A 24,475-nucleotide genomic window follows, 5' to 3' on the forward strand; every position below is an offset into this window, starting at 1 on the left:
TAGATGCTCGCCAAGGACATTCTCCGGGTCATTCTGTACGGAGTTGGGCTCAGCTCGCTCGGGGCGGTGATCTATTTCGCCGGACCCTTCATCGCGTTTGGCGATTGGCGGCCGCTGGAAAACCATATCGTCCGCCAGATCGCTATCCTGCTGCTGACCGCGGCCGTGGCTGGCATCGTCAGCCTCAATCTGTTCAAGCGGCGGAAGAATGCCAAGGAGATTGCCGACGGAATCAGCGGAGCAGATGAGCCCGTCAGCGACGAACCGGTGCTCAAGGAGCGTATGAAGGATGCGCTCGCGACGCTGAAGACCGCGAGCGGCAACAAGTCAGGCTATCTCTACGATCTGCCCTGGTATGTCATCATCGGTCCACCCGGCGCCGGCAAGACCACGGCGCTGGTCAATTCCGGGCTCAAATTTCCGCTGGCGCGCGGGGCGACGCCGGCGGCCATCGCGGGGGTCGGTGGCACCCGCTATTGCGACTGGTGGTTTACCGAGGAAGCGGTGCTGATCGATACCGCCGGCCGCTACACCACCCAGGATTCGAACAGCAAGGCTGACAAGGACAGCTGGCTGGCGTTCCTGGACATCCTGAAGAAGAGCCGATCCCGCCAGCCGATCAACGGCGTCCTCGTTGCCATCAGCATCGAGGACATCCTGACCTTGCCGAAGCAGGAGCTCGCACTTCATGCAGACGCCATCAGGATGCGCTTGCTCGAGCTCCATCAGAGGCTCAAGGTCAGCTTTCCGGTCTATGCGCTGTTTACCAAGGCGGATCTCGTTGCGGGCTTCACCGAATATTTCGCTTATCTCGGCGAGGCCGGCCGCCGTCAGGTTTGGGGCGCCACGTTCCAGACCGCCGACAAGACCAAGAATCTGGTGGGGCAGATCCCGGTCGAATTCGACCGTCTGCTGGAACGCCTGAGCGAGGAGACGCTCGACCGTCTGCAGGACGAGCCGACGCCGCAGCATCGCGTGCAGCTGTTCGGCTTCCCGGCGCAGATGGCGCGGCTCAAGCCCCAGATCCACGATTTCCTCAACCAGATCTTCGAGCCGACGCGCTATCACGTGAATGCAAATCTGCGCGGGTTCTACTTCACCTCAGGGACCCAGCAGGGCACGCCGATCGACCAGTTGATCGGGTCATTGGCGCGTACGTTCGGCGCGGAAGAGGTCGGTTCTGGATCCTATTCGGGGACGGGCAAGAGCTACTTCCTCGCCGATCTGATTTCCAAGGTCATCATCGGCGAGGCCGACTGGGTCTCGACCGACCGGGCCGCGGTGCGCCGCGCGCTGATCCTGAAGACCGCAGCGCTGTCCTTGATCTGCCTGGTTTCGGTCGGGCTGATCGCAGCCTGGCTGACGAGCTACAAGCGCAACTCCGATCTGATTGAGCAGAGCCTGCAGGTGGACAGCGAATATGCGGCCGCTGGCGCGCCCCTCATCAAGCAGACACTGATCGCAGATCACGATCTCGACAAGGTGCTGCCGCTGCTCTACCGGCTGCGCAATGCTCCGGCGGGCTACGGATCGCGCGAGGAGCCGGTCGCACTGTCGTCGCGCTACGGCCTCAGTCAGCACGCGCGGCTGCTGTCTCCCGCGAAAACGGCCTATCATACGGCGCTCGAGCGCATGTTCCGGCCCCGTCTGCTGTATCGCCTGGAGGAGCAGCTCAATGCGCGCATCAACGAGCCTGCCTTCGTCTACGAGGCGCTGAAGGTCTACTTGATGCTGGGCGGCCTGCAGCCGCCGGATCGCGAGCTGATCCGTTCCTGGATGCAACGCGACTGGGCGGACAACCTCTATCCCGGCGCGACCAACGCGGAAGGGCGGCGTCTGCTCGACGAGAATCTCGTGGCGATGTTCGACCTCGAGACCGAGCAGCCGCCATTGGTCGAACTCGACGGCCGCCTGATCAAGCAGGCGCAGAATTCACTGGCGCGCCTGAGCGTGTCGCAGCGTGCCTACGAGTTCCTGAAATCGGAGGCGCGTGCATCGACCGCTGGCGACTGGATTGCCAGCCGTCGTGGCGGTCCCGACATGGCCGTCGTGTTCGAAACCACGACGGGCCAGCCGCTGGACGCCTTGCGGGTGCCGGAGTTCTTTACGTATAACGGCTTCCATCAGAAGTTCATCGCGCGGCTTCCCGGATTGTCGGAACGCATGAAGCGGGAGCGATGGGTCTTGGGTGATGCCGGTCAGCAGTCCGTCATCGACCAGCAGTACGACAATCTGTCGGGTGATCTGCTCAACATCTATTCCAACGATTTCGTGACGACCTGGCGAACGGCGCTCGGCTCGCTCAAGTTGAAGAAGCTGCTCGCCGACAAGCCGAAATACGAGGTGTTGAGGGCGCTTTCGGCGCCGACCTCGCCATTGCGGCAAATTCTGGAATCGGTGCGCGACGAGACGATGCTGACCAAGGAGCGGCCGAAGCCCGCGAACGCCGCGGCGCCCTCGGCGCCTGCCGCAGGGCCGGCGCCGGCCCTGTTCAGCAATGCCCAGGATGGACCGCCGGGAGCCACGATCGAGGCACAGTTCAAGCCCTACCATGCGGTGCTCGAGGGCGAGAGCACTCACCGGCCGGTCGACTCGACGATCGCCAACCTGAACGACATTGCGCAGAACCTGACGCTGATGATCGAGAATCCGCAGCTGACTGCGCAGGCCACCGCCGCGCTGCAGACTGAGGTCGCAGCGCTCCGCAACAATGCCTCGCGCATGCCGCCGCCATTTTCCGACATGTTGCGCGCCGCGGCAGCGGAGTTCGAGGGCAGCATCGCGGCATCGACCGCCGGACAGATCCTGCAGACCTTGCGCGATCAGGTCACGCCGGTCTGCCAGCAGACGGTGACCAACCGCTATCCATTCGTCCGCAGCAGCAACCAGGAGGTCCCGCTGGCGGACTTCGCCAAATTGTTCAGTCCGAATGGCGTCATGGACAAGTTCTTCGCCCAGTATCTTGCGCCTTACGCCGATACATCGCGGTCGGACTGGGTCTGGCGAAAGGAGAGCCCGGTCGGCCGCTCGTTCTCGCCGGATACGCTCAAACAATTCCAGAATGCGGCCTATATCCGCGACGCTTTTTTCCAGACGGGCGGCGGTGTGCCGGCAGTATCATTCGCGATCCGGCCACCTGGGGCAGCCGGCCCAGGCGTGACCGTCAAGACCGAGATCGGCGGCACCACGATTACGAGCCCAACCACGCCGGGGCCGACCGCTCCGTCTCTGTTCGGAGGTCCGCAACCAGCGCCACCGCAACCGCCACAGAGCAACACGCCGACCACCGTGCTATGGCCGGGCCCGTCGCCGCGGACCGCGATTTCAGTCAGCAATGACACCGGCCCGCCGTCAGTGCTTGAGCGCATCGGTCCGTGGTCGTTGTTCCGGATGCTGGAGGCGGGCTCGCTGGTGGCGAAGGCGGAAAGCGCCAGCGCGACGTTCATTGTTGCCGGGCGCGAGCTCAACTATCAGATTTCGACCGGATCGTTGCGCAATCCCCTGAACCTGTCAGTACTGCGCGAGTTTCGTTGCCCGACCGGAATATGACCATGCGTTGCGGCTTGTTCGGCAAGATCGGCGCCAAGCGCGATTTCATCGCGATCGCGACGCCGCGCAGCTTCCTGGAAGCCTGGGAGCCGTGGGTGCAGGCGTCGCTGTCGGCAAGCCGCCACCAGCTTGGATCAGCTTGGCAGCAGGCGTTCCTGACCGCGCCGGTGTGGCGGTTTTGGCTCGGCGCCGCGATCTGCGGCACCACGGTGGCGGGTGCAATCATGCCGTCGCTTGACGGGGTGGGGCGGTACTATCCATTGACGCTGCACGCGATGGCGAGCGATGACGCCTCGCTATTGCCGCCAACCGTCGATCCCCAGGACGAATGGTTCGGGCAAGCTGAGACGTTCCTGCTCGCGACGCTGGATCGCACCGCAACTTTCGAGCAGATCTCCGCGGCGCTGGATCGCCTCGCGGTGCCGCGACTGCAGGCGACCATAACTGACGGCTCGCCCCTCAAATCGCTTGGTCCCGCGGCAATGGGAATGGCGTCGGCAGTTGACGCATTCGCCGGGTCGTTCTCCGCGCTCTGCGGGGCCAACCCACAGATCTACGCCGCGGCCAGCTTCTGGTGGACCGCGGGAGGCGAGGGCTTTCCGCCCATGACGCTGTGTTGCCGCGGCTTGCCGGATCCATATCACTATTCGACACTGCTGACCGGTGATCTCGACCGCGCGGTGTCCGGAACAGGATGATGCGCGATGGTACACGTCCCATCCTTGTTCGATGTCGGCAGCGTGACCCATGCCGGACGGGTGCGGCCACGGAACGAGGATTCATGTCTGGTACGGACCGACGTCGGTCTGTGGGCGGTCGCTGACGGAATGGGCGGTCATGAGGCCGGCGATCTCGCCAGTCGCATCGTGGTGCAGTCGCTCGATGCGATCGGATTGCCAGGGTCGGCCGCGGACCTTCTGGCCGAATGCGAGCAGCGGCTGTTCAGCGCGAACCGGCAAATCTTGGCGCTCAGTCACGAACGGCAGGGAGCCATCATCGGTACCACAGCGGCGGTGCTGCTGGTACGCGACGGCTACTATGCGTGTGTATGGGCGGGCGACAGCCGGGTCTACCTGATCAACCGCGGCAGCATCAGCCAGGTGTCGCACGATCACAGTGAACTGGAAGAATTGATCGCCGGCGGTGCGCTCTCGCGCGACGACGTGAAGGATTGGCCGAGCAATGCGATTACCCGAGCCGTCGGGGTTGTCGATGATCCGGAGTTTGAGGTGGTGACAGGCCCGGCCGAGCCGGAGGATGTCTTTGTGGTCTGCAGCGATGGGCTGACCAAGCACTTGCAGGACGACGAGATCCTGCAGCACGTGACCACGCGGCGCGCCCAAGTGGCCTGTGATGACATGCTCGCTCTGGCTCTTGATCGCGGCGGGCTCGACAATGTGACCATCGTCGTCGTACGGCTGTTGACGCCGCGATCCTCCGAGCCGACGAGATCGCCGCTCGATCGGGAACCGCAATCATGACGCCGAATGATCCGTTCCCATCGTCCTACCGCGGGGTGCCGCCCGGCACCCGGCTCAACGGCATCTACGAGATCGAAGCCATGATTGGCGCAGGCGGCATGGGTGAGGTCTACAAGTGCCGCGAGATTCAAACCGGATCGCCGGTTGCGGTGAAAATGCTGCTGCCGGACATGGTCGACAACGAGGCGGCGCTGGCGCTGTTCCGTCGGGAGGCAGGGGCGCTCCACAACCTTCCGCATGACGCGATCGTTCGCTACTTTCTGTTCACCGTCGAGCCGGTGCTGCAGCGGCCGTACCTCGCGATGGAGTTCGTGAATGGCCGGTCGCTCTCGAACATGCTCGACGACGGGCCATTGACGTTCGAGGCGCTGATCAGGCTGATGCAGCGCGTCGCATCAGGGCTGAATGCGGCGCATGAGTACGGCATCATCCATCGCGACGTTTCCCCGGACAACATCATCGTGCCGCTCGACGATGTCAGGCGGGCCAAGATCATTGACTTCGGCATCGCCCGATCGACCCAGATGGGTGACAAGACCATCATCGGTTCTGGCTTCGCCGGCAAGGACAACTACGCATCGCCGGAACAAGTGGGCTTGTACGGCAATGATGTGACCGCGAAATCCGACGTCTACAGCCTGGGTCTCGTGCTGTTCCACGCGTTGACCGGACAGAAGCTCGACATGGGCGGCAGCCAGTTTCAATTGGTGGAAAAGCGCAGGCGTGTCCCCGATCTCGGTGCAGTCGACATGCGCATCCGGCCCTTGCTGGAGCAGATGCTGCAGCCCGATCCGGCCTTGCGTCCGACCATGGCAGAGGTTGCGAACTGGATGCCGGCCGGTGCGGCTCAGACACCCGCCACGCCGATGTACAGCTTCGATCCGCGGCAGCCGAAACCTGCGGTGCCGCCGCGGCAGGACAGGGTGACGTCGACCGCGGAGAGCCGGCGCGGCCTTTGGCTCGGTGTGGGCCTGGCGGCGGTGCTGCTCCTGCTCGGCGGCACAGGCTACGCCTACTACAAACTCATCTGGTCGGCGCCCGCTGTGGCAGTTTTGCCGCCACCTCCGAAACTCGCGGGAACACCAACACCGCAGAAGAGGGAGCCGGTTGGACCACAGCCTGGAAGCATTGGACCGCAGCCCGGAACGCAAGAGCAGGCAAAGCTGCCCGAGCAACCGGCGGTGACGCCGTCCCCGGCGCTCGATGCGCCAGGGAGAGCCGAGCGCATCCGCAAATATGTGGCTCAATATTCGGGGGGCGACTGCTTCTTTGTCCTGCCGGTCGCTGTGAGCCAGAACGCAGCAGTCATCGAGGGCTTCGGCGCCTCGACCGCTCCGTTCGATACATTCGACAAGGCGTTCCGGCGGGAGCAGGGCTTCGAGGCTTCGGTCGGCGTCAGGCAAGTGACCCAGGCGCAGTGCCCGGCCATCAAATTCCTGAGCCAGGTCGGGAGCGATCAGGCGCGAGCGCCGCGCATCAACCTGTCAGCAACGGAGCTGAAATCCGGCGATACGCTCAGTGGCACCATCGAGAACTTTGCCAACCGTGTGGTCGAACTGCTCATGGTGTCGGATCGTGGCGAAGTCCAGAGCCTGTCCTACCTTCTGAAGCCGGGCATCGACTCGCTTTCGTTTACGCTGCCAGCCGCGCGCGCGACCGGTCCGCAATTGCTGTTGGTCGTGGCGACCCCGCAGGTCCTGGACTCGTTGCGCCAGCCGCGACCGACGGCTGCCGATACGTTTTTTCTGCAGGCGTTGAGCGAGGCTCAGCGCAACAAGATGACCATCATCGCAGCCGCCCGCTACGTGCTGCTCACGAACTGATGGGCCTGCTCAAAACGTACCGATCACCAGAATCTTCAGGTCCGCATCCGGCTTGAAATCGCTCGCGATATATTCAAGCGTGTTTCCTGTCGAGGATGATGCCTTGAGCCGCCCCGGACAGAAGCTCACCAAGCGGTCGCTGCCGCCAGGGTCAATCGTCAGTTTGAACGAGCGGATCGGCCCGGCCCAATTCGCGCCGGTCTTGAGCACATATGATATGCGCCGTTCCTGCAGCTTTGCGGTGTTGGCCTGGCCGCTGCCCGCTCGTTTGTCGAGCTCGGCGAGGAAGGCATCCTGGATGCAGTACTCCTTTCGGTAACGCGCGACTTCCTGAGCAAGCGCGCTACTACGGCGCAAGCTGGGGCGCAGGATGGTATCGGGGCTGGAGCCGACGCTCGGCCGATACTGGTGTTCGACGATGACAGAACGTGCGGGGGGAAATACCTGCTGGCGCAGGGCCGAGGTCCTGGTGACCCAGCCTGGCGCATATTGCTGGCGACCATTGTCGCTCATACCGGCAGGCATCAGTAGCCCGTCGTCCACGAGCCGGGTTCGCGTCGCCCCGGGGAGATCGGCCACCCGGATCTCGCGGTTGCCGATCGGCAGCAGCGGCAGCTTGAGCTCACGGAGCAGGGCGCTGACATCCTTGTCACCGATCATGGCCCGCTGATCGATGGTCAGCGGCGCCGGACTGCCGTCGACTTTGGTCTCGAAGTCGACGAAGTTGACCGGATCGTTTGACGGCAGCGCTATGTTCTCAGCCTCGGACAGGTCGATGTCGGGCAGCGGAAAGGCAACGGTGAGTGTAACGGGCTTGGGCGTGAGGTTGGCGAATTGGTAGCGAACGCTGATCCTGTCGAGCGCGACATGAAGGTCCTCGCTCTCCATGGCCACGTCATTGGTGCGAACGAACTGCAGCCCGCCGATCGACAATTCGGCCGCGGAATCGTTGGCCCGCGCCGGCCAGTTGACCACAACCAGGAGCGCGACCATCAAGGCCCCCGCCCGAAACGATGACGGGATGGACTGTTCCTTCCCCATGCTTGTCTCCTTACGGCATCGCGATAGACACCGGTTGTATTGGGGGATGGCTCAGTCGATGGCCTGGTAAAGATCGCCCCACTCGGCCTTCCAAACCCCGTCTGGATCGCACACCACGATCGCGAGCTTTAAGTCGTTGGCCAGCCGGATTGCGCCGCGAAAAGCGTCCTGAGCGGGCAATTGGGCGCTGACCTGGTCAGTGGTCAATCGTCCCCCGCTCGCGGCGGCCGGCAGCACGACCGACCCGGAGGCGCCGTCACTGTCCCGCTTCAGGATCAGGGTGATCGCGTCGGGCTGGACTTCATTGACCTGTTCAAATCTGTTCCTGGCCATGATTTTGCACCGCAAGCTGAGAGGTTCGGACCATCACCGTCCAGTGATAGAATTGAACGGGATTGAGATTGCTCGCCACTAATTGACGCGCCGCATGCGCGGCATCTCGGATTAGTCGATCCGAGGCGGCAGTCGGTTCGGGGTACTCGAGGCGGATATGCTTCGTCGAATGACCTGGATTTGGGTAGTGATCCTCGGCGCGGGCGCTTTCGCCACCAGCGTGCAGGCCGACGACACGGTCGTGCGGAGCTTTGGCGGCGGGTCGGCTGCTTCCATGGTCGGCATCATCCCGGCCGGCGAGGACGTGGAACTCGCTGGCCCGCAGGCGCTCACCGCGGACGGGCAAGGCAACCTGTTCGTGCTCGATCAGGTCAACGGCCGTATTCTCCAGTTCGATCCCAAACAGCCGAGTGCCGACCCCGACGTCCTCAAGATGCCCAAGGACGTCCAACCCACCGACCTCGTCGTCCAAGGCGACGACATCATGGTTTGGGACGGCGGCGTGCGGACCCTCAAGGCGGCGCCGGGGCAGTCCACACGCGGGCTCGGCGGCGACGAGATCCAGCTCGAGGAGGTATCGAGCCGCGGCACGGACGATCAGGTCGCCGTTTCAGCTTTCGCGCAGATGGGATCGCAACCGCCCGGCAGCGCGACCGACCTGCTTGATCAGAACACCCGGGCGGCGATCATCAAGAGGACGCGGCAGCCGGACCGTCAATATGTTGCTTCGCGAAGCAAGGGGTCGGTGATCGCCGACGTCATCCCAGACAAGGGTGATGCCAGCGTACGGATCGAGATCCAAACCATGGTCAGCAACGAGATCATTGGCCAGCTCGCGCTGCACGTGCGCCACCAGCTGGGGACGGTGGAGTTTCTCGAGATTGACAACAGCGACCGCTTCTACGTGTTGGCCGAGGAGATTCCGTCATCGGGCAAGAATGCCTCCACCTTCGTCGCACGCTATGCCGCGAACGGGCGCCTGGAGGGGATCTACGAGCTGCCTCTGGAGAACACTCCGCTGACCAGACGGTTCGTGACGGTTTCCGGCGATGGCGACGTCTATTTCCTGCGGACAAAGCCTGATGGCATCGAGGTGGTTGGCGTCGGCTTCCGGCCTCTGGACAACGTTGCGGTGATCGACGTACGGCCCCAGCGAACAGCAACTGCCCCGGTGGCGCAGCCTGACCTCAAGTTCAACGCGACAGTGGCCGTGCGCCCGTCCAATCGCCAGCAGACGATCGAGACCGCGTTTGCATTCGAGGGTATTCAGTGGAAGCTGACGCAGGCGAACTACGGCAGCGATCCGGACAGCCAATGCACCGGATTCAACCGTGTTCGCCGGCCGTGGTACCTGCAGGGCAAGGTGAACCAGGAAGTCCGCGGCGTCCCCTATTGCTGGGGCTGCCACGGTTCGCTCGCGAACTTCCGACAACGGATCGAGAGCGGTACCCTGGCCGGCAACGTCTGCACCCGCAATGCTCCGCGGCCGGATGTGGCGGGCGTCGATTGTTCGGCCTTCGTCAGCGCCGCGTGGGGGGTGTCGGTCCACTACACGACCGCAGCCATCCCCGCCATCGCAACACCCGTGTCAAATCCCTGGGACCTGAAGCCTGGCGATGCGCTGAACAAGCCGGGCTCGCATGTGATGTTGTTCCTGCGGTTCACGCCTGACCGCAAAGCGGAGGTGATGGAATCCTCGACCGGTGGCTGCAACGGCCGCGTCTGCCGGAACGTCTATCCGTTGGCGAGCCTGCTGGCGCGCGGTTACGTTCCAGTCCGCTTCCGCGCCCTTGCGGACGATCAGACCACGATTGCGGCGAGCGCCTATGAAGAGACCAAGCCGCCGGCCGGTCGCAAAACGGCAAGCAAGAGGCACTGAACCCCTTGCGTCATTGGCGCTACAGAATGGGTAGGAAATGCCGCTCCCAGCCTGGCTTCGGACGTTTTGGTGGCGAGCTTTGGGATGTGCTTATCGGCGCCGTCTGGGACGGACCATAAGAGGTCGAGGTGGATCATGATGCCGATGCCCAGGGGACTTGATGGCTGGATTGCGCGGCTCTACGCCACCATTGGACTCGTCGGGTTGGTTTGTCTAGCAATGCCGCAAGCGTACGCGGCAGGAGACCTGTCGATCAGCAACCCGGACGGCGGGGACGTGCGCGCCCTTGTGATCGGCATCGACGACTATCAGCACGTGCGCAAACTGAAGGGGGCAGTCGCCGACGCTACCGATATCGTGACCAGCTTGAGGTCGATGGGGGTCGGCGATGTCGTCGCATTGACCAACGCCCAAGCCGATCGGGCAAGTGTCCTGCGCGAGATCGGCGCGCTCGTGGAGCGGACAAAGAACAACGACCTCATCTTTCTGTCGATCGCCGGTCATGGCACCCAGGAGCCGGAACGCATCAAGGGTTCGGAGCCGGATGGGATGGAAAACGTATTCCTGCTACCGGGTTTCGAAACGACGGCAGCCGGGTCGATCGAGCGTATCCTGGGCAGCGAGTTCAACCATTTCATCCGGCAGTTCGAGCTGCGCGGGGCAAAGGTGATCTTCGTGGCTGACACCTGCCACGGCGGAGGAATGGTCCGCGATATCGATCCGCGTGCCGCGCAAATGAGCTTCCGACAGGTTCCGCGCTACACGCTGCTGGTCGATGAACTGAAGCCGGTCACAGACAGCAACGATCCGAAGTCCGAGCTCGATTTCGACCACACGGCGTTTCTGGCCGCGGTCGACCGCCACACCAAGGCACCGGAAGTGTCGATCCCCGGCGTCAATGGGCTCCGGGGAGCTCTCAGTTATGCAGTCGCGCGCGCGCTGGAAGGCAGCGCGGATGTCAATCACGATGGGAAGGTGACGCTCAAGGAGCTCTTCAGCAATGTTCGGCAGGTGGTCTATCAGCTCTCTGACCAGCGCCAGAACATCGTGACAATATCGTCACCGGCCCAGACTCCGGAAACCGACATCGCCTTCGAACTGACGCGCGGTGTCGTGCTGATCCAAGGGCCAACCGCGAGAACAGCCTCGGCTCAGCCCGGCGCGGCAGCGCCCGGTGAGGGACCGCTGTCTGCCTCGCCGGCCGTCACAGCCAAGGCAGCTCCCGTTCCAGCCCTTGCCACCGCACCCAATGCAGTTCCGACAAACGCGGCCCCGAGCGGCGCCGCGACGGCGCCCCTCCGCCCCGCGGCGCCGATCCGATTGGCAGCGCTCGATGGCAAGACGAACTATTTTGCGAGCGTGACGCCAAAGGATGTCACCGTGCAGGCGGTCCAACCGACGGACAATCCTGACCTGATCTGGGACCCGGTGTCCCACGACGTGATCGCATGGGGTGATGTGGTTGCCTATGGGGTCGATGTTGCCAATTTGCCGACGGTGGTTGATCGAACCGCGGCCATTCGTGAACTCAAGCGCATGGCGACTCGGTCTCCGCAGGTGATGCGTATCTCGCCGGACGATCGACAACAGCGAGCTGGCCAGATCGTCGAGGTTGACCTGTCCGATGTGGCATCAAGGGCAGTGCTGCTGTTCAATGTGTCCGGCGACGGCACCGTGCAGGTGCTGTATCCCGTGGGTTCTGATGCGGCGCTGGCCCGATCGGCAAGCTTGCGGTTGCCGCTCAGGGTAGGCCAGCCGTTCGGCGCGGAACAGATCGTTGCAGTGACCTCGCAGCAGCGCATGGTTGATCTCGAGACCGTCCTGATGCAGCTCAATCGGCGCCGTGCATCGGGGCAGGTCATCAAGAGCCTTGAACGCTATTTGCCCGCTGACGCGCGGATCGCCTCGATCGGCTTTTTCAGCGCTCCCTGAGCTGTCGGGGAGGGAGCGATGCCGCGATCGAAGCAGATCCGTCAAGCGCGATCATGGCTCAGCGTTCTGCTGCTGATGGTTGCAAGCGTAGGGAGCGCGTCTGCGGCACCGCTGTCTTTGAGATCGCCCCATCTCAGCATGGCGAACACCCCATGGTTATTGCCCGTACAGGCGCAGCGTGGACAGGCCAATACGGCAAGCGTGTCTCTCGAAATAAGACCGAGTCAGACCGTCAACGTCGGCAGCAAGGTGTCGTTCGGCGTGAACGCCAGAAAGCCGGGATATCTCCTTCTGGTCGATGTCGATGCGGAAGGGCGGATGTCCCAGATCTTTCCCACTCCCGAGCTGCTGGCGCAGTCGGACGGACGCGACATCAATCTCGTCAAGCCCGGCGTCGAATTCGTGGTCCCGACTCCGGCGGCGCAGCAGCGCGGGTTTGAGTATGTCGTCTCACCTCCAGGAGGGACCGCTGTGATCGTCGCGATCCTGAGCGAGCGTCGTGTGCAACTGCTCGATCTGCCGGACCTGCCCCGTAAGCTGCAAGGCCAGGCCGAGGCCTTGAGCTATCTATCGGCCTGGACCCGCGAGCTGCGCGTGCCGGACGGCGACAGCGGAAAGCTGGTCTCGAACGTCTGGTCGTTCGACATCAAGTCTTATTCCATCAGATGAGCGGGCCGCGTGAGGCCAAGACCGTCACGGCACCGGCTCCTATAATTTGCTCAGCCGGTTGAAGAAGCCGCCCCGGGCGATCATGTAATGAATGTCCTTGGGAAACGGAAAAGCGTCGCGAACGTTCGAGATTGCGTGCTGGAGGAATTCCCCGTGCTGCGGCGCTGGCTTGTCGTGCAGCCGGGGTTGGTCTGCGACCTGCGGAATCATGAAGCGGTCGACGAAGGCCGGGTCCAGATCGTTGACCCTGACCATCTGGCCAAACGCCGGAAACGAGTCGTAATGGCCGAGGCTGACGTTGAGGTTCTTGAGGGCGGGGCGCTGCGGCTGAGCTCGATTGCCATCGCTTGTCGCCAGACCGCGTCCGACCAGGGCCAGCTTCACGGATTGCGGGAGGGTTGATGGACCATACACGATCTCGAGGGCGCAGTCGTTCTGTCCCGACAACCACTGGTACCAGAACGTCGCATCGTCCGGCTGCGCCTTGGCGCCGTAAAGGCAGTCAAATCCCCAACAGGCCTTCAGATGCGACTGATACTTTCCGAGGCTCCCGACGAGATTGCGCATGGCGTTGCCGCCGCCGGAATGACACGCAATGATGAGCCTGCCGATCTTGAGCTGAGGAATGGACGCGGAGGAAGCACCCAGGAAGCTGGCAAGAGCCCCGAGGATCTCATCGAGGTAGCGTTCGCCCCATTTCGGGGTTGCCAGATCCTTCACGCTGTAGTTTCCGGCGAAGCCGTCGTCGGTGGCATATTCGTAGCCCAGGAAGGGCGCGATGAGCACCACGTCCTTGCCGCAGTCCTTGACTTGCTCGCGCAGTCGCGCAGGGTCATTGTGAAACAGGAATTCGTGGTCTTTGACGTAGAACCCGTGCAGCCAGATCACGACATCAAGCTTGGTGGTGGCGGTTACGTGTTTCGGCGGAAGATACACCGCCGTTGGCATCATGCCGGGCGCCTGCCGCTTCGTGAAAAGCGTTGTTCCCGGAAAGGCGTTGATGTCCTTCTGCTCCAACTCACACGCCGCCACGCAGGTCGCTCCGCTTCGGCCAATGTCTTACGCAAAGACGGGCTAGCTGATACGCGGTGCCCGGTCCCGCTAGTTGCAGACTTGCACGTTGCCGGTATTGCCGCCGGGGCCGCCGCCACCGCGATACTCGAGGTGACAGCCGCGTGCGACCGGACGGCACAGATAGGCATCACAATAGATCTGGCCGCTGCCCCCGCCGCCTCCCTGCGACCTGGAAGTAACCTTGCGCCGAGGAACGTCCGCAGTCTCATCTGGGCGGATCGAACGCTCCGAGCGCGCCGGATGGTCGTCCGTATTGCGCCTCGCAACCGGCTTCTTCCCGCGGCGCTTCTCACATTCGTTGTCGTCGTTGAGGAACGAGCCCTCGGCACAGGTGATCCTGCTGCACTTGTCGCCGTCAGGCCGGTAGCCATGCTCACAGATCAGCGGGCAGACTCGCGATGGTCTGAGTTTGATTGCGTCAAGCGCGTCGAGGCTTGCAAGCTTGACGTCCAGTTTAGTTCCCGCATGCCGGTTGAAGAGGGTCATCGAGCGCTGCGAGGCCGCATTCCATTCACCGTCAATGGCACCGGTGAAACAGCCGACGCGGCTCAATTCGCTCTGGAGTGACTTGGCGAGATCGGCCTTCGAGATATCAGTCTTTGCGATATCGGTCTGGCTCGGTTCCGCGCCCAGCGTGGCGAGCTTCGGACCCTTGTCATCCTGGACCGGAGCGACAGCTCCAGCATTATTCGGGACGGTACTCTCAACACTTGCCTTGTTGCCGGAAAGCGCAGCGACGATTGCGGTTTCGGATGCAACCCGCTTACGTTCGGCTTCCGCGGCCTGTTCCTGCGCGGCTTGCTTTGCCTTCTCGGCGGCAATACGGGCCTCTTCCGCGGCCTTCAGCTCCGCGGCCGCCTTTTCCCGGTCGGCACGCTGGGCGTCCTGGGACATGAGCCGGGCTTGCTGCTCTTCGGCCTGCCGCGCCTTCTCCGTTGCTGCAACACGTGCGTCCTCCGCCTCAAGCTGGCTAAGCTGTAGTTTGGCGAGATTCGCGTAGTATCCGTCCGGATGCTGGGTCAGGAACGCGTTCAAAGCGGCCTTGTTGTGCAGTTGCAAGGCCAGCTCGTAGTCACGACGGATCTCCGACTGCGGGTTGGCCGCTTGCGTCGGCTCCTCTGCCTTGGGAGCAGGGACCAGCGCAACATCCTCGCCTCCCAGCGAGCCGTACACGTAGGGCTCCTGCCGATTTCCGGTGGCTTGCAAGACGTCGTCGCGGACGAAGCCGAAAGCCCTGCGCAAATCGAGGCCTGGCTTTGCGATATATTTTACGAGCGCCGCCGCATACGGACTATTCATATTGTTGCCGTCGAGCGCCGTTAATCCGGCCTTCGCCGCAAACGCGATCAGCGTGTTGGAGACGGTGGGTTCGACCCTGGCCAGCCCGCGGCTGATCGACCTCGAGGCAACCGTGCGTTTCATCGTGTCGGCAAACGGATTGTTGCGGCACGCGTCGACGATCACCACCCGAAGCTGCCGGGCAGGCTCGATTGCCAGCAGGACACGATCGAGCGAGAACGCCTCGTCATAGATATCGGTGTCCCGTTCGAGTCGCGCGTCTGTCGGGATCAGATAGTTCGTCCCGTCGATCTCGATCCCGTGACCTGCATAATAGACCAGCGCAATATCGGCGTCGCGCGCCTGATCGGCGAAATCTCTCAGCGTCCGCCGCATGTCACTGGCCGCGAGGTTGAGCTTCAAGTCAACCGCATCAAATCCTGCGCCCTTTAGGGTCGCGGCGATGGCTCCGGCGTCGTTGGCCGGGTTTGGAAGCAATGGAGCGTTTTGATAGCTGGAATTGCCAACGACCAAGGCCACGCGTTTTGTCGCCCAAGCCGGGTGACACGCCAGGAACAGCGACGCAGCAAGAAGCAGATAAACTCGAAGGTGCCTGTGCAATCTCATGGCGAAACATCCAGCAGCTGCCCGAAAAGTGTAGCGTCGCGAAGATGGCCGCGTCGAAAATGCCCGCTGACTCCATTCGTACGCTACGGGCGCTCAGCTATTTTCGTACAGTAACAATTTCGAGCCTGATCCATTCTTCATGTTGTCTCTTGGCGAATGGAAGGCGTTCAATCCCGCATCGAACATTTTGGTTGGTCGATTGCCCCGAACGAGGAGCATCGTTCCGGTCATCGGTGGATTTAGCTCAAGGCTTTGATCTCGCTGCGAATTTGGTGCCAGCCGCCCTGCGGCAGAATGATGCGCAGGCCCGCTCGAATGAAGCTCCAGAGAACGGCATGTGAGGGCGGCAGCAAGCGCCAAATCAGGAGGCGAGTGCGATGATCGGACGCAGCCAAAAGGGATGGATCGAGGTTCCCTATGCTGGTGATCGGAGGGAGCCGCTCCCTCATGATTTGGAAACGCGAGCTGCGTCTATCTGGTCAATGCCATTCAAAGCCTGGCTGCAGGTGGGAGCTCATATCTCAATAGCGATCCCGAGCCGGCCAGCTTCGTCCAACGGTACGCCAATGATTTTCGCCAATGGACGCGCTTGGGCTCATGAACTTCGCCATCTCATGAGCCTTGATCACGTAGAGATCGGCTGTGCGGACGAGAGACAGGCAGCGCTGCGCAGCAATCTCATGACGAAGGATTGAGCGTGGGAAGCAACCTGGCGGATCAGCAAATCGACAAGGCAAAAGGCTCAAAGCTGGTTCGGCGATTTGGCGGCTGTCTTCTCGATTTCGTAGGTAGTCCGGTTGCCGCTCGATTGCGGCCATTTCGATTTGCGCCGAGATGGATATCTCCCGCCATTTAGCCTGTCACGCGGGGTGTACCAAGGCCGCAAGGCTTTCATGATCCTGTGAAGGTGAAAGAGTTGCGCGAAGGATATAGGGGGCTTCGGCTATCGCTAAGGCTCTTACGACTGGCCGCACCTTCGTCTACCGTGTTCTTGCAGGCTGACGCGGCGCCGCTCGAATGCCGCATGCACGCGGCTAGTCAGACTGGGTCGACCCCCTCTCGGTCTTTCACTTAGTTAATTGCAGTGCCTCGGCTACGGGAGGCATCAAATCATGATGCTTGGTGCAAAGGAAATGCTGGCGAAGGCCGAACAATGCGAGGATGCGGCCGACAGGGTCGATCCGATTTGTGCGCGGTTCTACCGTAACGCTGCGCAGCAATGGCGCGACATGGCCGCGCAATTGGAACTGCTGGAACGTGAGCAGGTATACCGGATCATTCGCGTCAGCCTGAGCAGCGGGGGGGGGACGAAATGAGAATTTACCTATCTACAGCATTCACACCAATCCGATTGGGCCCTGAAAGCGCGCTGCTGCGCACGCTCGTCGCGGTGTCCGGCGCAAAAACGGCAGGTGTTGGAGTGCCCAGTTTCGTACCGAAGTGGCGCGCTCGGAGAGATTCGAACTCCCGACCCTCGGAATCGAAATCCGATGCTCTATCCAGCTGAGCTACGAGCGCGTTGCGGTGTCGGCCGCGGTCGCCGTGGTCACCAAACCCCGACGATCGGCCTCCCGATACCAGACTTGGTGGAAGAGGGCCAGCGTCTGCTGGCCCTTGTGGGGCTGCTATTGAGCGGATGCCGGAGACCGGGCAGTCATGGCGGCGGGATTAAAAGCAGGGATGGCGGCGACCGTCCTGGCCGATATAGGCCGCGGAACTCTGGTAGCAGCGGTTGGTCGAGGGGCCGTCATAGTAGGCGAAGCTCTCCGGCGCCGGCCCGGGCCCGTAATTGTGCAGATAGCTGATCGGGTAGGGCAGACCGAGATAGCTCTGATAGCCGTAATGATGGCGGTGGTGGCTGCGCGCTTCCGACAGCGTGGGGACAAGGCTTGCCGCTGACACAATCATGGCGGCGGCGAACAACTTCGACATGCTCATCTCGTTTCTCCGGAAACAACGCTAAGGCCTATTGTCTGAGCGATAATCTAGCGCGAACGAGCCGAAAAAGCTGCGGAAAAACGGATCGAGATTGCCAAAATTTTGGCCTTTTCCGGATGCTTAACGGATTCATAACACAGTCCGGCAAAAGTCCTGCGAGGCAGGCGGGCGGTGAACGCCCATTGAGATCGTTCCGGGGGCCCATTCTTTGAAGCGCCGTCTTTCGCTTTTGTGGTTGCTGCCGCTCCTCGCCGCCAGCCCGGCGCGCGCGGACCTGCACATCACGCGCGACCACGGCGGCTACATCGAGGAATACAAGGCCAAGTACCAGCACATCCGCGATACCCACCAGCGCGTCATCATCGACGGCATCTGCAATTCGGCCTGCACCCTGGTGTTCGGCATCGTGCCGATGAACAAGATCTGCGTCACCCCGCGCGCAAGCCTCGGTTTCCACCAAGCCTATTACGACAAGGCCTTCACCTTCGGCATCAAGGTCACCAGTCTCGAGGGGACGTCCGAGCTGATGTCGTATTACCCCGATACGGTGAAGGACTGGATTCGCCGCAACGGCGGGCTCACCACCGAGATGAAGAAGATCAAGAACGGGGTCGAGCTCTGGAAGATCGTCGATCCCTGTCCGGACTGGTAGTCTCCGCAGCAAGGCTGTCCTCATGCCGTGCTGCGCCGCGCAGTCTGATCGGCATCGGCCGAGACCAGCAGCACCGGCGCCTCTGAGCGCGCAAGCACGGTGGACACGATCGCGCCGAAATCGAGCACCTCGCCCTGCAGCCGGTCGGCGCCCAGTATAACCAGGTCTGCTTTGACAGCCGCCGCTTCCTCCAGGATCGCTATGTCGGGGTTGACCTTGCCACGGGCGGCCGTTGTCACGCCCAGCCGATAGCGGTCCGCAGCCTCCGTTGCGTCAGCGAGGACCTGCTTGGCTCGATCCTGCTCGCCGTCGGCGCCCGCGCGATTCGCGCCTTCGCCGCCCGTTGTCGAAATATACAGGAGATGCAGCCGCGCGCCGCTCGCACGCGCGACCGCAATAGCGACTTCGGCGCCACGGCGCGAGACGCCCCGGCCGGAGACCGGCACCAGGATCCGACCGTTGGGCGGCGGAGGCGCGCTGCTCGGCCCCTTCGCGACCACGAGCGCCAACGGGCCCTCGAAGCCGGCGGCAAGCTCCCGGACCGTCGCGCTGAGGTCCCCCTCCGACGTGATCGCGTGGTCGACGCCGATCAGCATCAGGTCGAATCCCTTGCGCGCCTCATCCTCAACGGCTTCGCGCCAGGTCGTTTCACGGGCGCGCGTCGTCACGTCGACCTCGCCCTGCGTGCCGCTCTCGCTCGCGACCTGCTTGGCCGCATTCCTGACGGCGGCTTCCGAACTCGACGGCGTATCGGGGGATGCGGCAGCGTCGGGCGCGTGGTCGTCGACCTGGAGCAGGGTGATCGGCCGCGCGCCAGGGCCAGCCAGGAGACCCGCAATATGCGCCGCCAGGCGCGCACTCGCACCATTGTCAACGGCCAGCAACAGCCGTTCGATGTTGCTGACGAAGCTCTTGTCCTCGAACTCCTCGCGCTCCAACCGCTCCTTCTCGTCTTGCCGTGGCGGCAGGCGGGCCAGCGCGGTGCGCAACATCGGCGGCATGGCAAGCGTCGTCAGGATCGCCATGATCACGATCATGGAAAACAAGTTCTGGCTCAGAACGCCGATCGACAGCCCGATCGAGGCGATGATCACCTCGGTCGAGCCGCGTGCATTCATGCCGCTGGCCAAGGCGAGCGACTCCTTGTGATTGAGCCCGCCGACGGCGCCGCCGGCCAGTGCGCCGGCGAACTTGCCGAAGCTTGCGACGACGATCAGCCCGGCCGTGAACAGCAGCAATTCGGGTGTGCGCAATTGCGTCAGATCGGTGTCGAGACCGGCCAAGCCAAAAAACACCGGTGTGAACAGGCTCGTGATCAGGCCGCGCAGCCGTTCATCGATCTGTCGCGTCAGGATCGGGGACTCGCCGACCAGCACGCCGGCGACGAAGGCGCCGAGCACCGTGTGCACGCCGATTAGATGCGTCGTGAGCGCCATCGCGCTCATCACGAGCAGGATCACGGTGACCACCGCTGACGAACTCACCAGATGATCGTTGGCGAGCCGGATCAGGAGGACCACCAGTCGCCGTCCCACCGTGAAGCTCAGGGCCAGGAACAGCAGCGTGCCCAGCACGGCCTGACCGACCGAGGCCAGGTCCAGCGTGCCATGCGCAGCCACGCTGAAGATCATGGCGATGATGATCCAGCCGATGGTGTCGTCGATGATCGCGGAGGCCACGATGATCTGGCCGACGTTGCGGCGCATGAAGTTCATCTCGCGGACGACCACCGCGACGATCTTGACCGAGGAGATCGAAAGCGCCGTGCCGAGGAACAGGGAAGCCACGAGCCGCGCTTCCGGCTGGGGCAGCAGGCTTGCCGGCATCACCTCGCCGAGCAGAAAGCCGCAGGCGAACGGAACGGCAATGCCGAACAGGGAGATGGTCACCGCGGGCCGGCCGACCTTGCGCACCAGCTTGAGGTCGATCTCCATGCCCGTGAGCAGCAGCAGGAGGAGAATGCCGAACTGGGCGATGCCCTCGATCATCGCCTTCTGCGTCGGCGTGGGCGGGAAGATCGCGGCCTGCGCGGAAGGCCAGATCCAGCCGAACAGCGAGGGACCCAGCAAAAGACCGGCGAGCAGTTCGCCGATCACCGAGGGCTGGCCGATGCGCTGCATCACTTCGCCGAGCCCGCGGCCGACCCCGATCAGCAGCGCGACCTGGACGAGCAGCAGGAATTCCGAGCCACGGCCTTCGGCGCCGGCGGCCGCAGCATGCGCCATCGGTGCCATCAGGTCGGGGGCGATCAGAACGACGGCGATCCCACCCCAGACGATAGGTCGGAGCCTGCGCCCCATCGCATCCTCCGCGTTCACAGCCCCAGGCAGGGGGGGCAGCGAGCTAAGCATGGGCGCACAGAGAAGTTCCAGCTCGCGGCCGACAGTCGGCGCGAGCTGGACGGTGTTGGTCGAAATCTGGCGGTCGTGCCGCTTAGAACGAAACAATCCAGCACCAGACAGTCCCTCATCGGGCACTGGATTGGTTCGCGACAGCCGATCTTGAAGCGGGTAATCCGCTCTCGAATCGGTCTCGACCTCAGCGTTTGGCCTTCTTGGCCTTCTTCTTCGTGGTCTTCTTGGCCGTCTTGGCGGAGCTCTTTGCGCTCTTCTTGGCGGCTTTCTTCACCGTCTTCTTGGCCGACTTCTTGGTCGCGACCTTCTTGGCCTTGGCAGCGCGCTTCGGTGCGGCCTGCTTCGGAGTGGCTGGTTTTGCAGCCTTCTTCTTGGGCGCGGGTTTGACCTTGGCGACCACGGTCGTCACTGCTTCCTTGGCGGTGTCGGCCACAGTGCTGATGGCGTTGGTCGCTTGTTCGATGAGAGGCGTGTCGTCCATATCGGTCCCCCGATGTGTTGAAACGCAACAACGATAGCTGGATTCCTGAAGCTGTCAAAGCGTAGCGCAACTAATCAGCTCCTGCGAAGCGTTGCGTGGGCCGCGAGCGCGCGTTCGCGCGCCCGCTTATGGTCGACGATCGGGGCCGGAAAGGTCCGGCCGAGAGCGATGCCGGCGCTGGCAAGCTCGAGCGGGGCGGCACCCCAAGGCTGGTGGATAAGTGGCGCCGGCAGCTTCGCCAGCTCGGGCACCCACCGCCGGACGTAGCTGCCGCCGGGATCGAATTTCTCGCCTTGCAGCACGGGATTGAAGACGCGGAAGTAGGGCGCGGCATCTGCGCCGCAGCCTGCAACCCACTGCCAGCCCGCCGGATTATTGGCGGGATCCGCGTCGACCAGCGTGTCCCAGAACCATTGTTCGCCGGCCCGCCAATCGATCAGCAGGTGCTTGACCAGGAACGACGCGACCACCATGCGCACGCGGTTATGCATGGTTCCGCTGTGCCAGAGCTGGCGCATCCCGGCATCCACGATCGGGTAGCCGGTCTCGCCGCGCTGCCAGGCCGCAAGCGCCGGGGCGTCGCCGCGCCAGGGGAAGTCGTCGAAGGACGCCTGCAGGTTGCAGGTCGCAAGATCGGGGCGGTCGTATAGCAATTGCCGGCTGAACTCGCGCCAGCCAAGTTCGCTGAGGAATTTGTCGATGCCCACTGCATGTGCCGGATGCTCGCTCGCGGCAAAGCGGGCGGCGTGCCAGACCTGCCGCGGACTGATCTCGCCGAAACGCAGATGGGGGGCGAGATGCGAGGTCGCATCGAGGTCGGGGCGGTCGCGATCGGCGGCATAGGTTTTGGCGGTCTGCCCGAGGAACGTGGCGAGCCGCTGCTGCGCGGCCGCCTCGCCGGGCTGCCATCTCGCGCGCAAACCACCGGCCCAGTCCGGCCTGGTCGGCTCGAGTTGCAGATCCTCGACCGCAAGGCTCGCAACGCCTGCAACCGGCGGCAACGATCGTGGCGCCGGCAGCGAGGCTGGTGGATCGCCCATCGCGAGCACGCGCTTCCAGAACGGCGTGAACACCCGAGGGCCGCGGCCATCCTTGGCCCGCAGCGTGGCGGGATCGACCAGAAGATCGTCGGGAAAGCTCCGGCTCTCGATTCCCAGCGCAGCCAGCGCCTCTTCGACCTCGGCCGCGACCGTGCGTTGCGGCGCCTGGGCCACATCGTTCCAGAACACGGCTGCCGCGTTGGTCTCGGACGCGAGCGCACGCAGCACGTCTGCAGGCGCGCCACGGCGCAGCACAAGCTCGCCGCCGACGGCGCGGAGGCTTGCCTGCAACGACCGCAGCGACTGCGCCAGCCACCAGCGCGACGCGCCGCCCAGCGGCCGCACGTTCGGACTTCTGTCGTCGAGCACAAAGACGCAGACCACCGGCGCGCCGGCGCTTGCGGCTGCATGCACGGCAGGGTGGTCCGAGAGGCGCAGGCTCTCGCGGAACCATGCGATAACGGGTCGCACGGGCATATGCTTTGGTGCCTCTCTACCGCCGATTGCGCGGACTCTCGTAATTTTCTGTGCCGGAATTAACGGGCATGGAAACCAAATACGGGCAGTATGAGACCCGGTTGCAGTCCCAAAAAAGGTCGAAGCAGTTGTCCCTCAAGTTCAAGCTGGGCACGAAGGCGCTTGTCGGCGCCGCCCTCGTCATCGCGCTCAACACCGCGCTCGTCATCGGCGCGGCGTACTGGTCGCTGACCTCGGATTTCACCGAGCGCGCCAAGAAGGACATCGAGGGCAACCTGCGCACGCTGGCGCTGACCTTCGCCGAGTCCTTCAAGGACGCCAAGGTCAGCTTGCAGAACGGCGCGGTGGTCCGCATCGAGATTCCGGCGTTCCCCGAATTGAAGGATCACGCCATCGTCGACCGCGCGGTCTCCTATGTCGGCGGCAACGCGACCTTGTTCATCTACGACGATGCGAGCGGGCAGTTCGTGCGCCGCTCGACCAATGTGAAAAAGGAGAACGGCGAGCGCGCGGTCGGTACCCAGCTGGCGGCTGACCATCCGGGGCAGGCGAGCCTGCGGCGCGGTGAAGCCTATAAGGGCCCCGCGACGCTGTTCGGCAAGTCGTTCATGACCGCCTATTTCCCGCTGGTGAATCCGACCGGGAAGGTGATCGGCATCCTCTATGTCGGCGTGCCCATGGCCGAGCTCGACGCCATGCTGGCGCAGGCGATGCAGACCATGGTGATCGCGGCTGCCATTGCGGCGCTGCTCGTGCTTGGGCTGACGGTGCTGGTCGTGCGCCGCGTCACCAAGCCGCTTGCCTCGGTCACCGCCGCGCTCACCGGCATTGCCGAAGGCCGCAACGACATCGCCATCGACTGCGACGATCGCGGCGACGAGATCGGCGAGATCGCACGGACCTTGGAGGTCTTCCGCAGCGCATCGAGCGAGCGCCAGCGGCTGCGGGAAGAACAGGCGGCTGCGGCAGCCGCTGCGGCCCAGCACCGCCGGGCCGAGCTGACGCGCTTCGTGGATGGGTTCCAGGCCAGTGTCGGCGGCATCATCGAGCACGTCATGAGCGCATCCGGCGAGTTCGAGCAGGTGGCGCGGAGCCTGACCCAGACGGCCAAGACCACCGCCGAACTGTCCGGCAAATCCGCCGGTGCCTCGGAGTCGGCCTCCGAGCATGTCCGCACCGCTGCGACAGCATCGGAAGAGCTGTCGGGTGCGATCGGCGAGATCACCCGGCGCGTGACCGAGTCGACCGCCATCGCGACCGAGGCGGTCAAGCAGGCGTCCGCCACCGACCAGCGCATCAAGGAACTGTCGGATGCCGCCAGCCGGATCGGCGACGTGGTCAAGCTGATCACGACCATCGCCGAGCAGACCAATTTGCTCGCGCTCAATGCGACCATCGAGGCGGCGCGGGCGGGCGATGCCGGCCGCGGCTTTGCCGTGGTGGCGCAGGAGGTGAAGACTCTGGCCGGCCAGACGGCGAAGGCGACCGAGGAGATTTCCAGCCAGATCGCCAATATGCAGCAGGTGACGCAGGAATCGGTCGAGGCGATCAAGGCGATCGCCCGGACCATCGAGCGGATCAGCGAGATCGCCGCCTCGATCTCGTCCGCGGTCGAGCAGCAGCGCGCCGCGACCGAGAACATCACCCAGAGCGTCCGCTTCGCCGCCAGCGGCACGGCGGAGGTCGTCAGCAACATCCGCAGCGCCGCGCGCGGGGCGGATGAGACCGGCGAAAGCTCCAGCCGCATGTTCGCGTCCGCCCAGGCGCTGTCGGGCGAGAGCCTGCGGCTGAAGGAAGAAGTCCAGAACTTCCTGAACGGCATGCGCGCGGCGTAAGGCCGGCGCAGC

General features: G+C 63.6%; 19 protein-coding genes and 1 tRNA gene. 11 read left to right on the top strand and 9 right to left on the bottom strand.

Annotation, left to right across the window (positions count from 1 at the left end):
- Positions 1–3 precede the first annotated feature (3 nt).
- Genes tssM through ACQR1W_RS17535 form a run of 4 tightly spaced genes read left to right on the top strand, consistent with a single transcriptional unit; the run spans position 4 to position 6,853 of the window.
- Positions 4–3,549, top strand: coding sequence for a type VI secretion system membrane subunit TssM (gene tssM / locus ACQR1W_RS17520; protein WP_434851961.1), 3,546 nt, complete (start codon positions 4–6; stop codon positions 3,547–3,549).
- Positions 3,546–4,247, top strand: coding sequence for a type VI secretion system-associated protein TagF (gene tagF, locus ACQR1W_RS17525; RefSeq protein WP_434851962.1), 702 nt, complete (start codon positions 3,546–3,548; stop codon positions 4,245–4,247). The genes tssM and tagF overlap by 4 nt, the downstream gene beginning before the upstream one ends.
- Positions 4,248–4,253: 6 nt before the next feature.
- The gene (locus ACQR1W_RS17530; protein WP_434851963.1) at positions 4,254–5,030 is read left to right on the top strand and encodes a PP2C family protein-serine/threonine phosphatase; all 777 of its coding nucleotides are present in this window, start codon (positions 4,254–4,256) and stop codon (positions 5,028–5,030) included.
- Positions 5,027–6,853: a serine/threonine-protein kinase gene (locus tag ACQR1W_RS17535; protein WP_434851964.1), complete on the top strand. Its 1,827-nt coding sequence runs from the start codon at positions 5,027–5,029 to the stop codon at positions 6,851–6,853. Before ACQR1W_RS17530 ends, ACQR1W_RS17535 begins: the two co-directional genes overlap by 4 nt.
- 9 nt (positions 6,854–6,862) lie before the next feature.
- Here the strand turns inward: ACQR1W_RS17535 and ACQR1W_RS17540 are convergent, their stop codons facing one another.
- Both ACQR1W_RS17540 and ACQR1W_RS17545 read right to left on the bottom strand, forming a co-directional pair.
- A complete protein-coding gene (locus tag ACQR1W_RS17540) occupies positions 6,863–7,894 on the bottom strand; it encodes a DUF4424 domain-containing protein (RefSeq protein ID WP_434851965.1) in 1,032 nt (343 codons plus the stop codon).
- 51 nt (positions 7,895–7,945) lie between these two features.
- The gene (locus ACQR1W_RS17545; RefSeq protein WP_008968846.1) at positions 7,946–8,227 is read right to left on the bottom strand and encodes a hypothetical protein; all 282 of its coding nucleotides are present in this window, start codon (positions 8,225–8,227) and stop codon (positions 7,946–7,948) included.
- Positions 8,228–8,384: 157 nt separating this feature from the next.
- Here ACQR1W_RS17545 and ACQR1W_RS17550 point away from each other — a divergent pair, with 157 nt between their 5' ends.
- The 3 genes from ACQR1W_RS17550 (at position 8,385) to ACQR1W_RS17560 (ending at position 12,707) form a co-directional block, all read left to right on the top strand.
- Positions 8,385–10,106, top strand: a complete 1,722-nt coding sequence (locus ACQR1W_RS17550) for a hypothetical protein (protein WP_434851966.1) — start codon at positions 8,385–8,387, stop codon at positions 10,104–10,106.
- A gap of 135 nt (positions 10,107–10,241) precedes the next feature.
- Entirely contained in the window at positions 10,242–12,038 is a 1,797-nt protein-coding gene (locus tag ACQR1W_RS17555; RefSeq protein WP_434851967.1) for a caspase family protein, read from the top strand.
- 138 nt (positions 12,039–12,176) lie between these two features.
- The gene (locus ACQR1W_RS17560; RefSeq protein ID WP_434851968.1) at positions 12,177–12,707 is read left to right on the top strand and encodes a DUF4384 domain-containing protein; all 531 of its coding nucleotides are present in this window, start codon (positions 12,177–12,179) and stop codon (positions 12,705–12,707) included.
- A gap of 39 nt (positions 12,708–12,746) precedes the next feature.
- Here the strand turns inward: ACQR1W_RS17560 and ACQR1W_RS17565 are convergent, their stop codons facing one another.
- Positions 12,747–13,724, bottom strand: coding sequence for a hypothetical protein (locus ACQR1W_RS17565; protein WP_434851969.1), 978 nt, complete (start codon positions 13,722–13,724; stop codon positions 12,747–12,749).
- A gap of 84 nt (positions 13,725–13,808) precedes the next feature.
- Positions 13,809–15,686, bottom strand: coding sequence for a caspase family protein (locus ACQR1W_RS17570; RefSeq protein ID WP_434851970.1), 1,878 nt, complete (start codon positions 15,684–15,686; stop codon positions 13,809–13,811).
- 377 nt (positions 15,687–16,063) lie between these two features.
- Between ACQR1W_RS17570 and ACQR1W_RS17575 the strand changes: the two genes are divergently transcribed.
- The gene (locus tag ACQR1W_RS17575; RefSeq protein ID WP_434851971.1) at positions 16,064–16,381 is read left to right on the top strand and encodes a hypothetical protein; all 318 of its coding nucleotides are present in this window, start codon (positions 16,064–16,066) and stop codon (positions 16,379–16,381) included.
- A 417-nt stretch (positions 16,382–16,798) separates the two neighbouring features.
- Positions 16,799–17,002, top strand: a complete 204-nt coding sequence (locus ACQR1W_RS17580; RefSeq protein ID WP_434851972.1) for a hypothetical protein — start codon at positions 16,799–16,801, stop codon at positions 17,000–17,002.
- A gap of 125 nt (positions 17,003–17,127) precedes the next feature.
- On the opposite strand, the gene ACQR1W_RS17585 is transcribed toward ACQR1W_RS17580, so the two are convergent.
- Together ACQR1W_RS17585 and ACQR1W_RS17590 are read right to left on the bottom strand one after the other, a co-directional pair.
- Positions 17,128–17,204: transfer RNA gene (locus ACQR1W_RS17585), tRNA-Arg, on the bottom strand.
- Positions 17,205–17,354: 150 nt separating this feature from the next.
- Positions 17,355–17,624 carry a hypothetical protein gene (locus ACQR1W_RS17590; RefSeq protein WP_434851973.1) on the bottom strand — a complete coding sequence of 90 codons (270 nt, stop codon included), beginning with the start codon at positions 17,622–17,624 and terminating at the stop codon, positions 17,355–17,357.
- Between the two features lie 208 nt (positions 17,625–17,832).
- Between ACQR1W_RS17590 and ACQR1W_RS17595 the strand changes: the two genes are divergently transcribed.
- Complete coding sequence (locus tag ACQR1W_RS17595; RefSeq protein WP_035984158.1) at positions 17,833–18,276, top strand: hypothetical protein; 444 nt, start codon at positions 17,833–17,835, stop codon at positions 18,274–18,276.
- A 20-nt stretch (positions 18,277–18,296) separates the two neighbouring features.
- On the opposite strand, the gene ACQR1W_RS17600 is transcribed toward ACQR1W_RS17595, so the two are convergent.
- The 3 genes from ACQR1W_RS17600 to ACQR1W_RS17610 all read right to left on the bottom strand — a co-directional run bounded on the left by ACQR1W_RS17600 (position 18,297) and on the right by ACQR1W_RS17610 (position 22,628).
- Positions 18,297–20,576: a cation:proton antiporter domain-containing protein gene (locus ACQR1W_RS17600; RefSeq protein ID WP_434851974.1), complete on the bottom strand. Its 2,280-nt coding sequence runs from the start codon at positions 20,574–20,576 to the stop codon at positions 18,297–18,299.
- 238 nt (positions 20,577–20,814) lie between these two features.
- Positions 20,815–21,111, bottom strand: a complete 297-nt coding sequence (locus ACQR1W_RS17605) for a histone (RefSeq protein ID WP_434851975.1) — start codon at positions 21,109–21,111, stop codon at positions 20,815–20,817.
- A 74-nt stretch (positions 21,112–21,185) separates the two neighbouring features.
- The gene (locus tag ACQR1W_RS17610; RefSeq protein WP_434851976.1) at positions 21,186–22,628 is read right to left on the bottom strand and encodes a cryptochrome/photolyase family protein; all 1,443 of its coding nucleotides are present in this window, start codon (positions 22,626–22,628) and stop codon (positions 21,186–21,188) included.
- Positions 22,629–22,696: 68 nt separating this feature from the next.
- Between ACQR1W_RS17610 and ACQR1W_RS17615 the strand changes: the two genes are divergently transcribed.
- On the top strand, positions 22,697–24,463 hold the full coding sequence (locus tag ACQR1W_RS17615; protein WP_434851977.1) for a methyl-accepting chemotaxis protein: 1,767 nt from the start codon (positions 22,697–22,699) through the stop codon (positions 24,461–24,463).
- Positions 24,464–24,475 lie beyond the last annotated feature (12 nt).

It is taken from the genome of Bradyrhizobium sp. HKCCYLS1011 (genome assembly GCF_051167795.1).
Lineage (GTDB): Bacteria > Pseudomonadota > Alphaproteobacteria > Rhizobiales > Xanthobacteraceae > Bradyrhizobium.

What these genes read in the sequence shown, in the direction of transcription:
- ACQR1W_RS17610 (WP_434851976.1), bottom strand. Translation starts at nt 22,628, where the DNA reads ATGCCCGTGCGACCCGTTATCGCATGGTTCCGCGAGAGCCTGCGCCTC.
- ACQR1W_RS17550 (WP_434851966.1), top strand. Translation starts at nt 8,385, where the DNA reads ATGCTTCGTCGAATGACCTGGATTTGGGTAGTGATCCTCGGCGCGGGC.
- ACQR1W_RS17600 (WP_434851974.1), bottom strand. Translation starts at nt 20,576, where the DNA reads ATGGGGCGCAGGCTCCGACCTATCGTCTGGGGTGGGATCGCCGTCGTT.
- ACQR1W_RS17615 (WP_434851977.1), top strand. Translation starts at nt 22,697, where the DNA reads ATGGAAACCAAATACGGGCAGTATGAGACCCGGTTGCAGTCCCAAAAA.
- ACQR1W_RS17560 (WP_434851968.1), top strand. Translation starts at nt 12,177, where the DNA reads ATGGCGAACACCCCATGGTTATTGCCCGTACAGGCGCAGCGTGGACAG.
- ACQR1W_RS17575 (WP_434851971.1), top strand. Translation starts at nt 16,064, where the DNA reads ATGATCGGACGCAGCCAAAAGGGATGGATCGAGGTTCCCTATGCTGGT.
- ACQR1W_RS17530 (WP_434851963.1), top strand. Translation starts at nt 4,254, where the DNA reads ATGGTACACGTCCCATCCTTGTTCGATGTCGGCAGCGTGACCCATGCC.
- ACQR1W_RS17590 (WP_434851973.1), bottom strand. Translation starts at nt 17,624, where the DNA reads ATGAGCATGTCGAAGTTGTTCGCCGCCGCCATGATTGTGTCAGCGGCA.
- ACQR1W_RS17545 (WP_008968846.1), bottom strand. Translation starts at nt 8,227, where the DNA reads ATGGCCAGGAACAGATTTGAACAGGTCAATGAAGTCCAGCCCGACGCG.
- tagF (WP_434851962.1), top strand. Translation starts at nt 3,546, where the DNA reads ATGACCATGCGTTGCGGCTTGTTCGGCAAGATCGGCGCCAAGCGCGAT.
- ACQR1W_RS17540 (WP_434851965.1), bottom strand. Translation starts at nt 7,894, where the DNA reads ATGGGGAAGGAACAGTCCATCCCGTCATCGTTTCGGGCGGGGGCCTTG.
- ACQR1W_RS17605 (WP_434851975.1), bottom strand. Translation starts at nt 21,111, where the DNA reads ATGGACGACACGCCTCTCATCGAACAAGCGACCAACGCCATCAGCACT.
- tssM (WP_434851961.1), top strand. Translation starts at nt 4, where the DNA reads ATGCTCGCCAAGGACATTCTCCGGGTCATTCTGTACGGAGTTGGGCTC.
- ACQR1W_RS17570 (WP_434851970.1), bottom strand. Translation starts at nt 15,686, where the DNA reads ATGAGATTGCACAGGCACCTTCGAGTTTATCTGCTTCTTGCTGCGTCG.
- ACQR1W_RS17580 (WP_434851972.1), top strand. Translation starts at nt 16,799, where the DNA reads ATGATGCTTGGTGCAAAGGAAATGCTGGCGAAGGCCGAACAATGCGAG.
- ACQR1W_RS17555 (WP_434851967.1), top strand. Translation starts at nt 10,242, where the DNA reads ATGATGCCGATGCCCAGGGGACTTGATGGCTGGATTGCGCGGCTCTAC.
- ACQR1W_RS17535 (WP_434851964.1), top strand. Translation starts at nt 5,027, where the DNA reads ATGACGCCGAATGATCCGTTCCCATCGTCCTACCGCGGGGTGCCGCCC.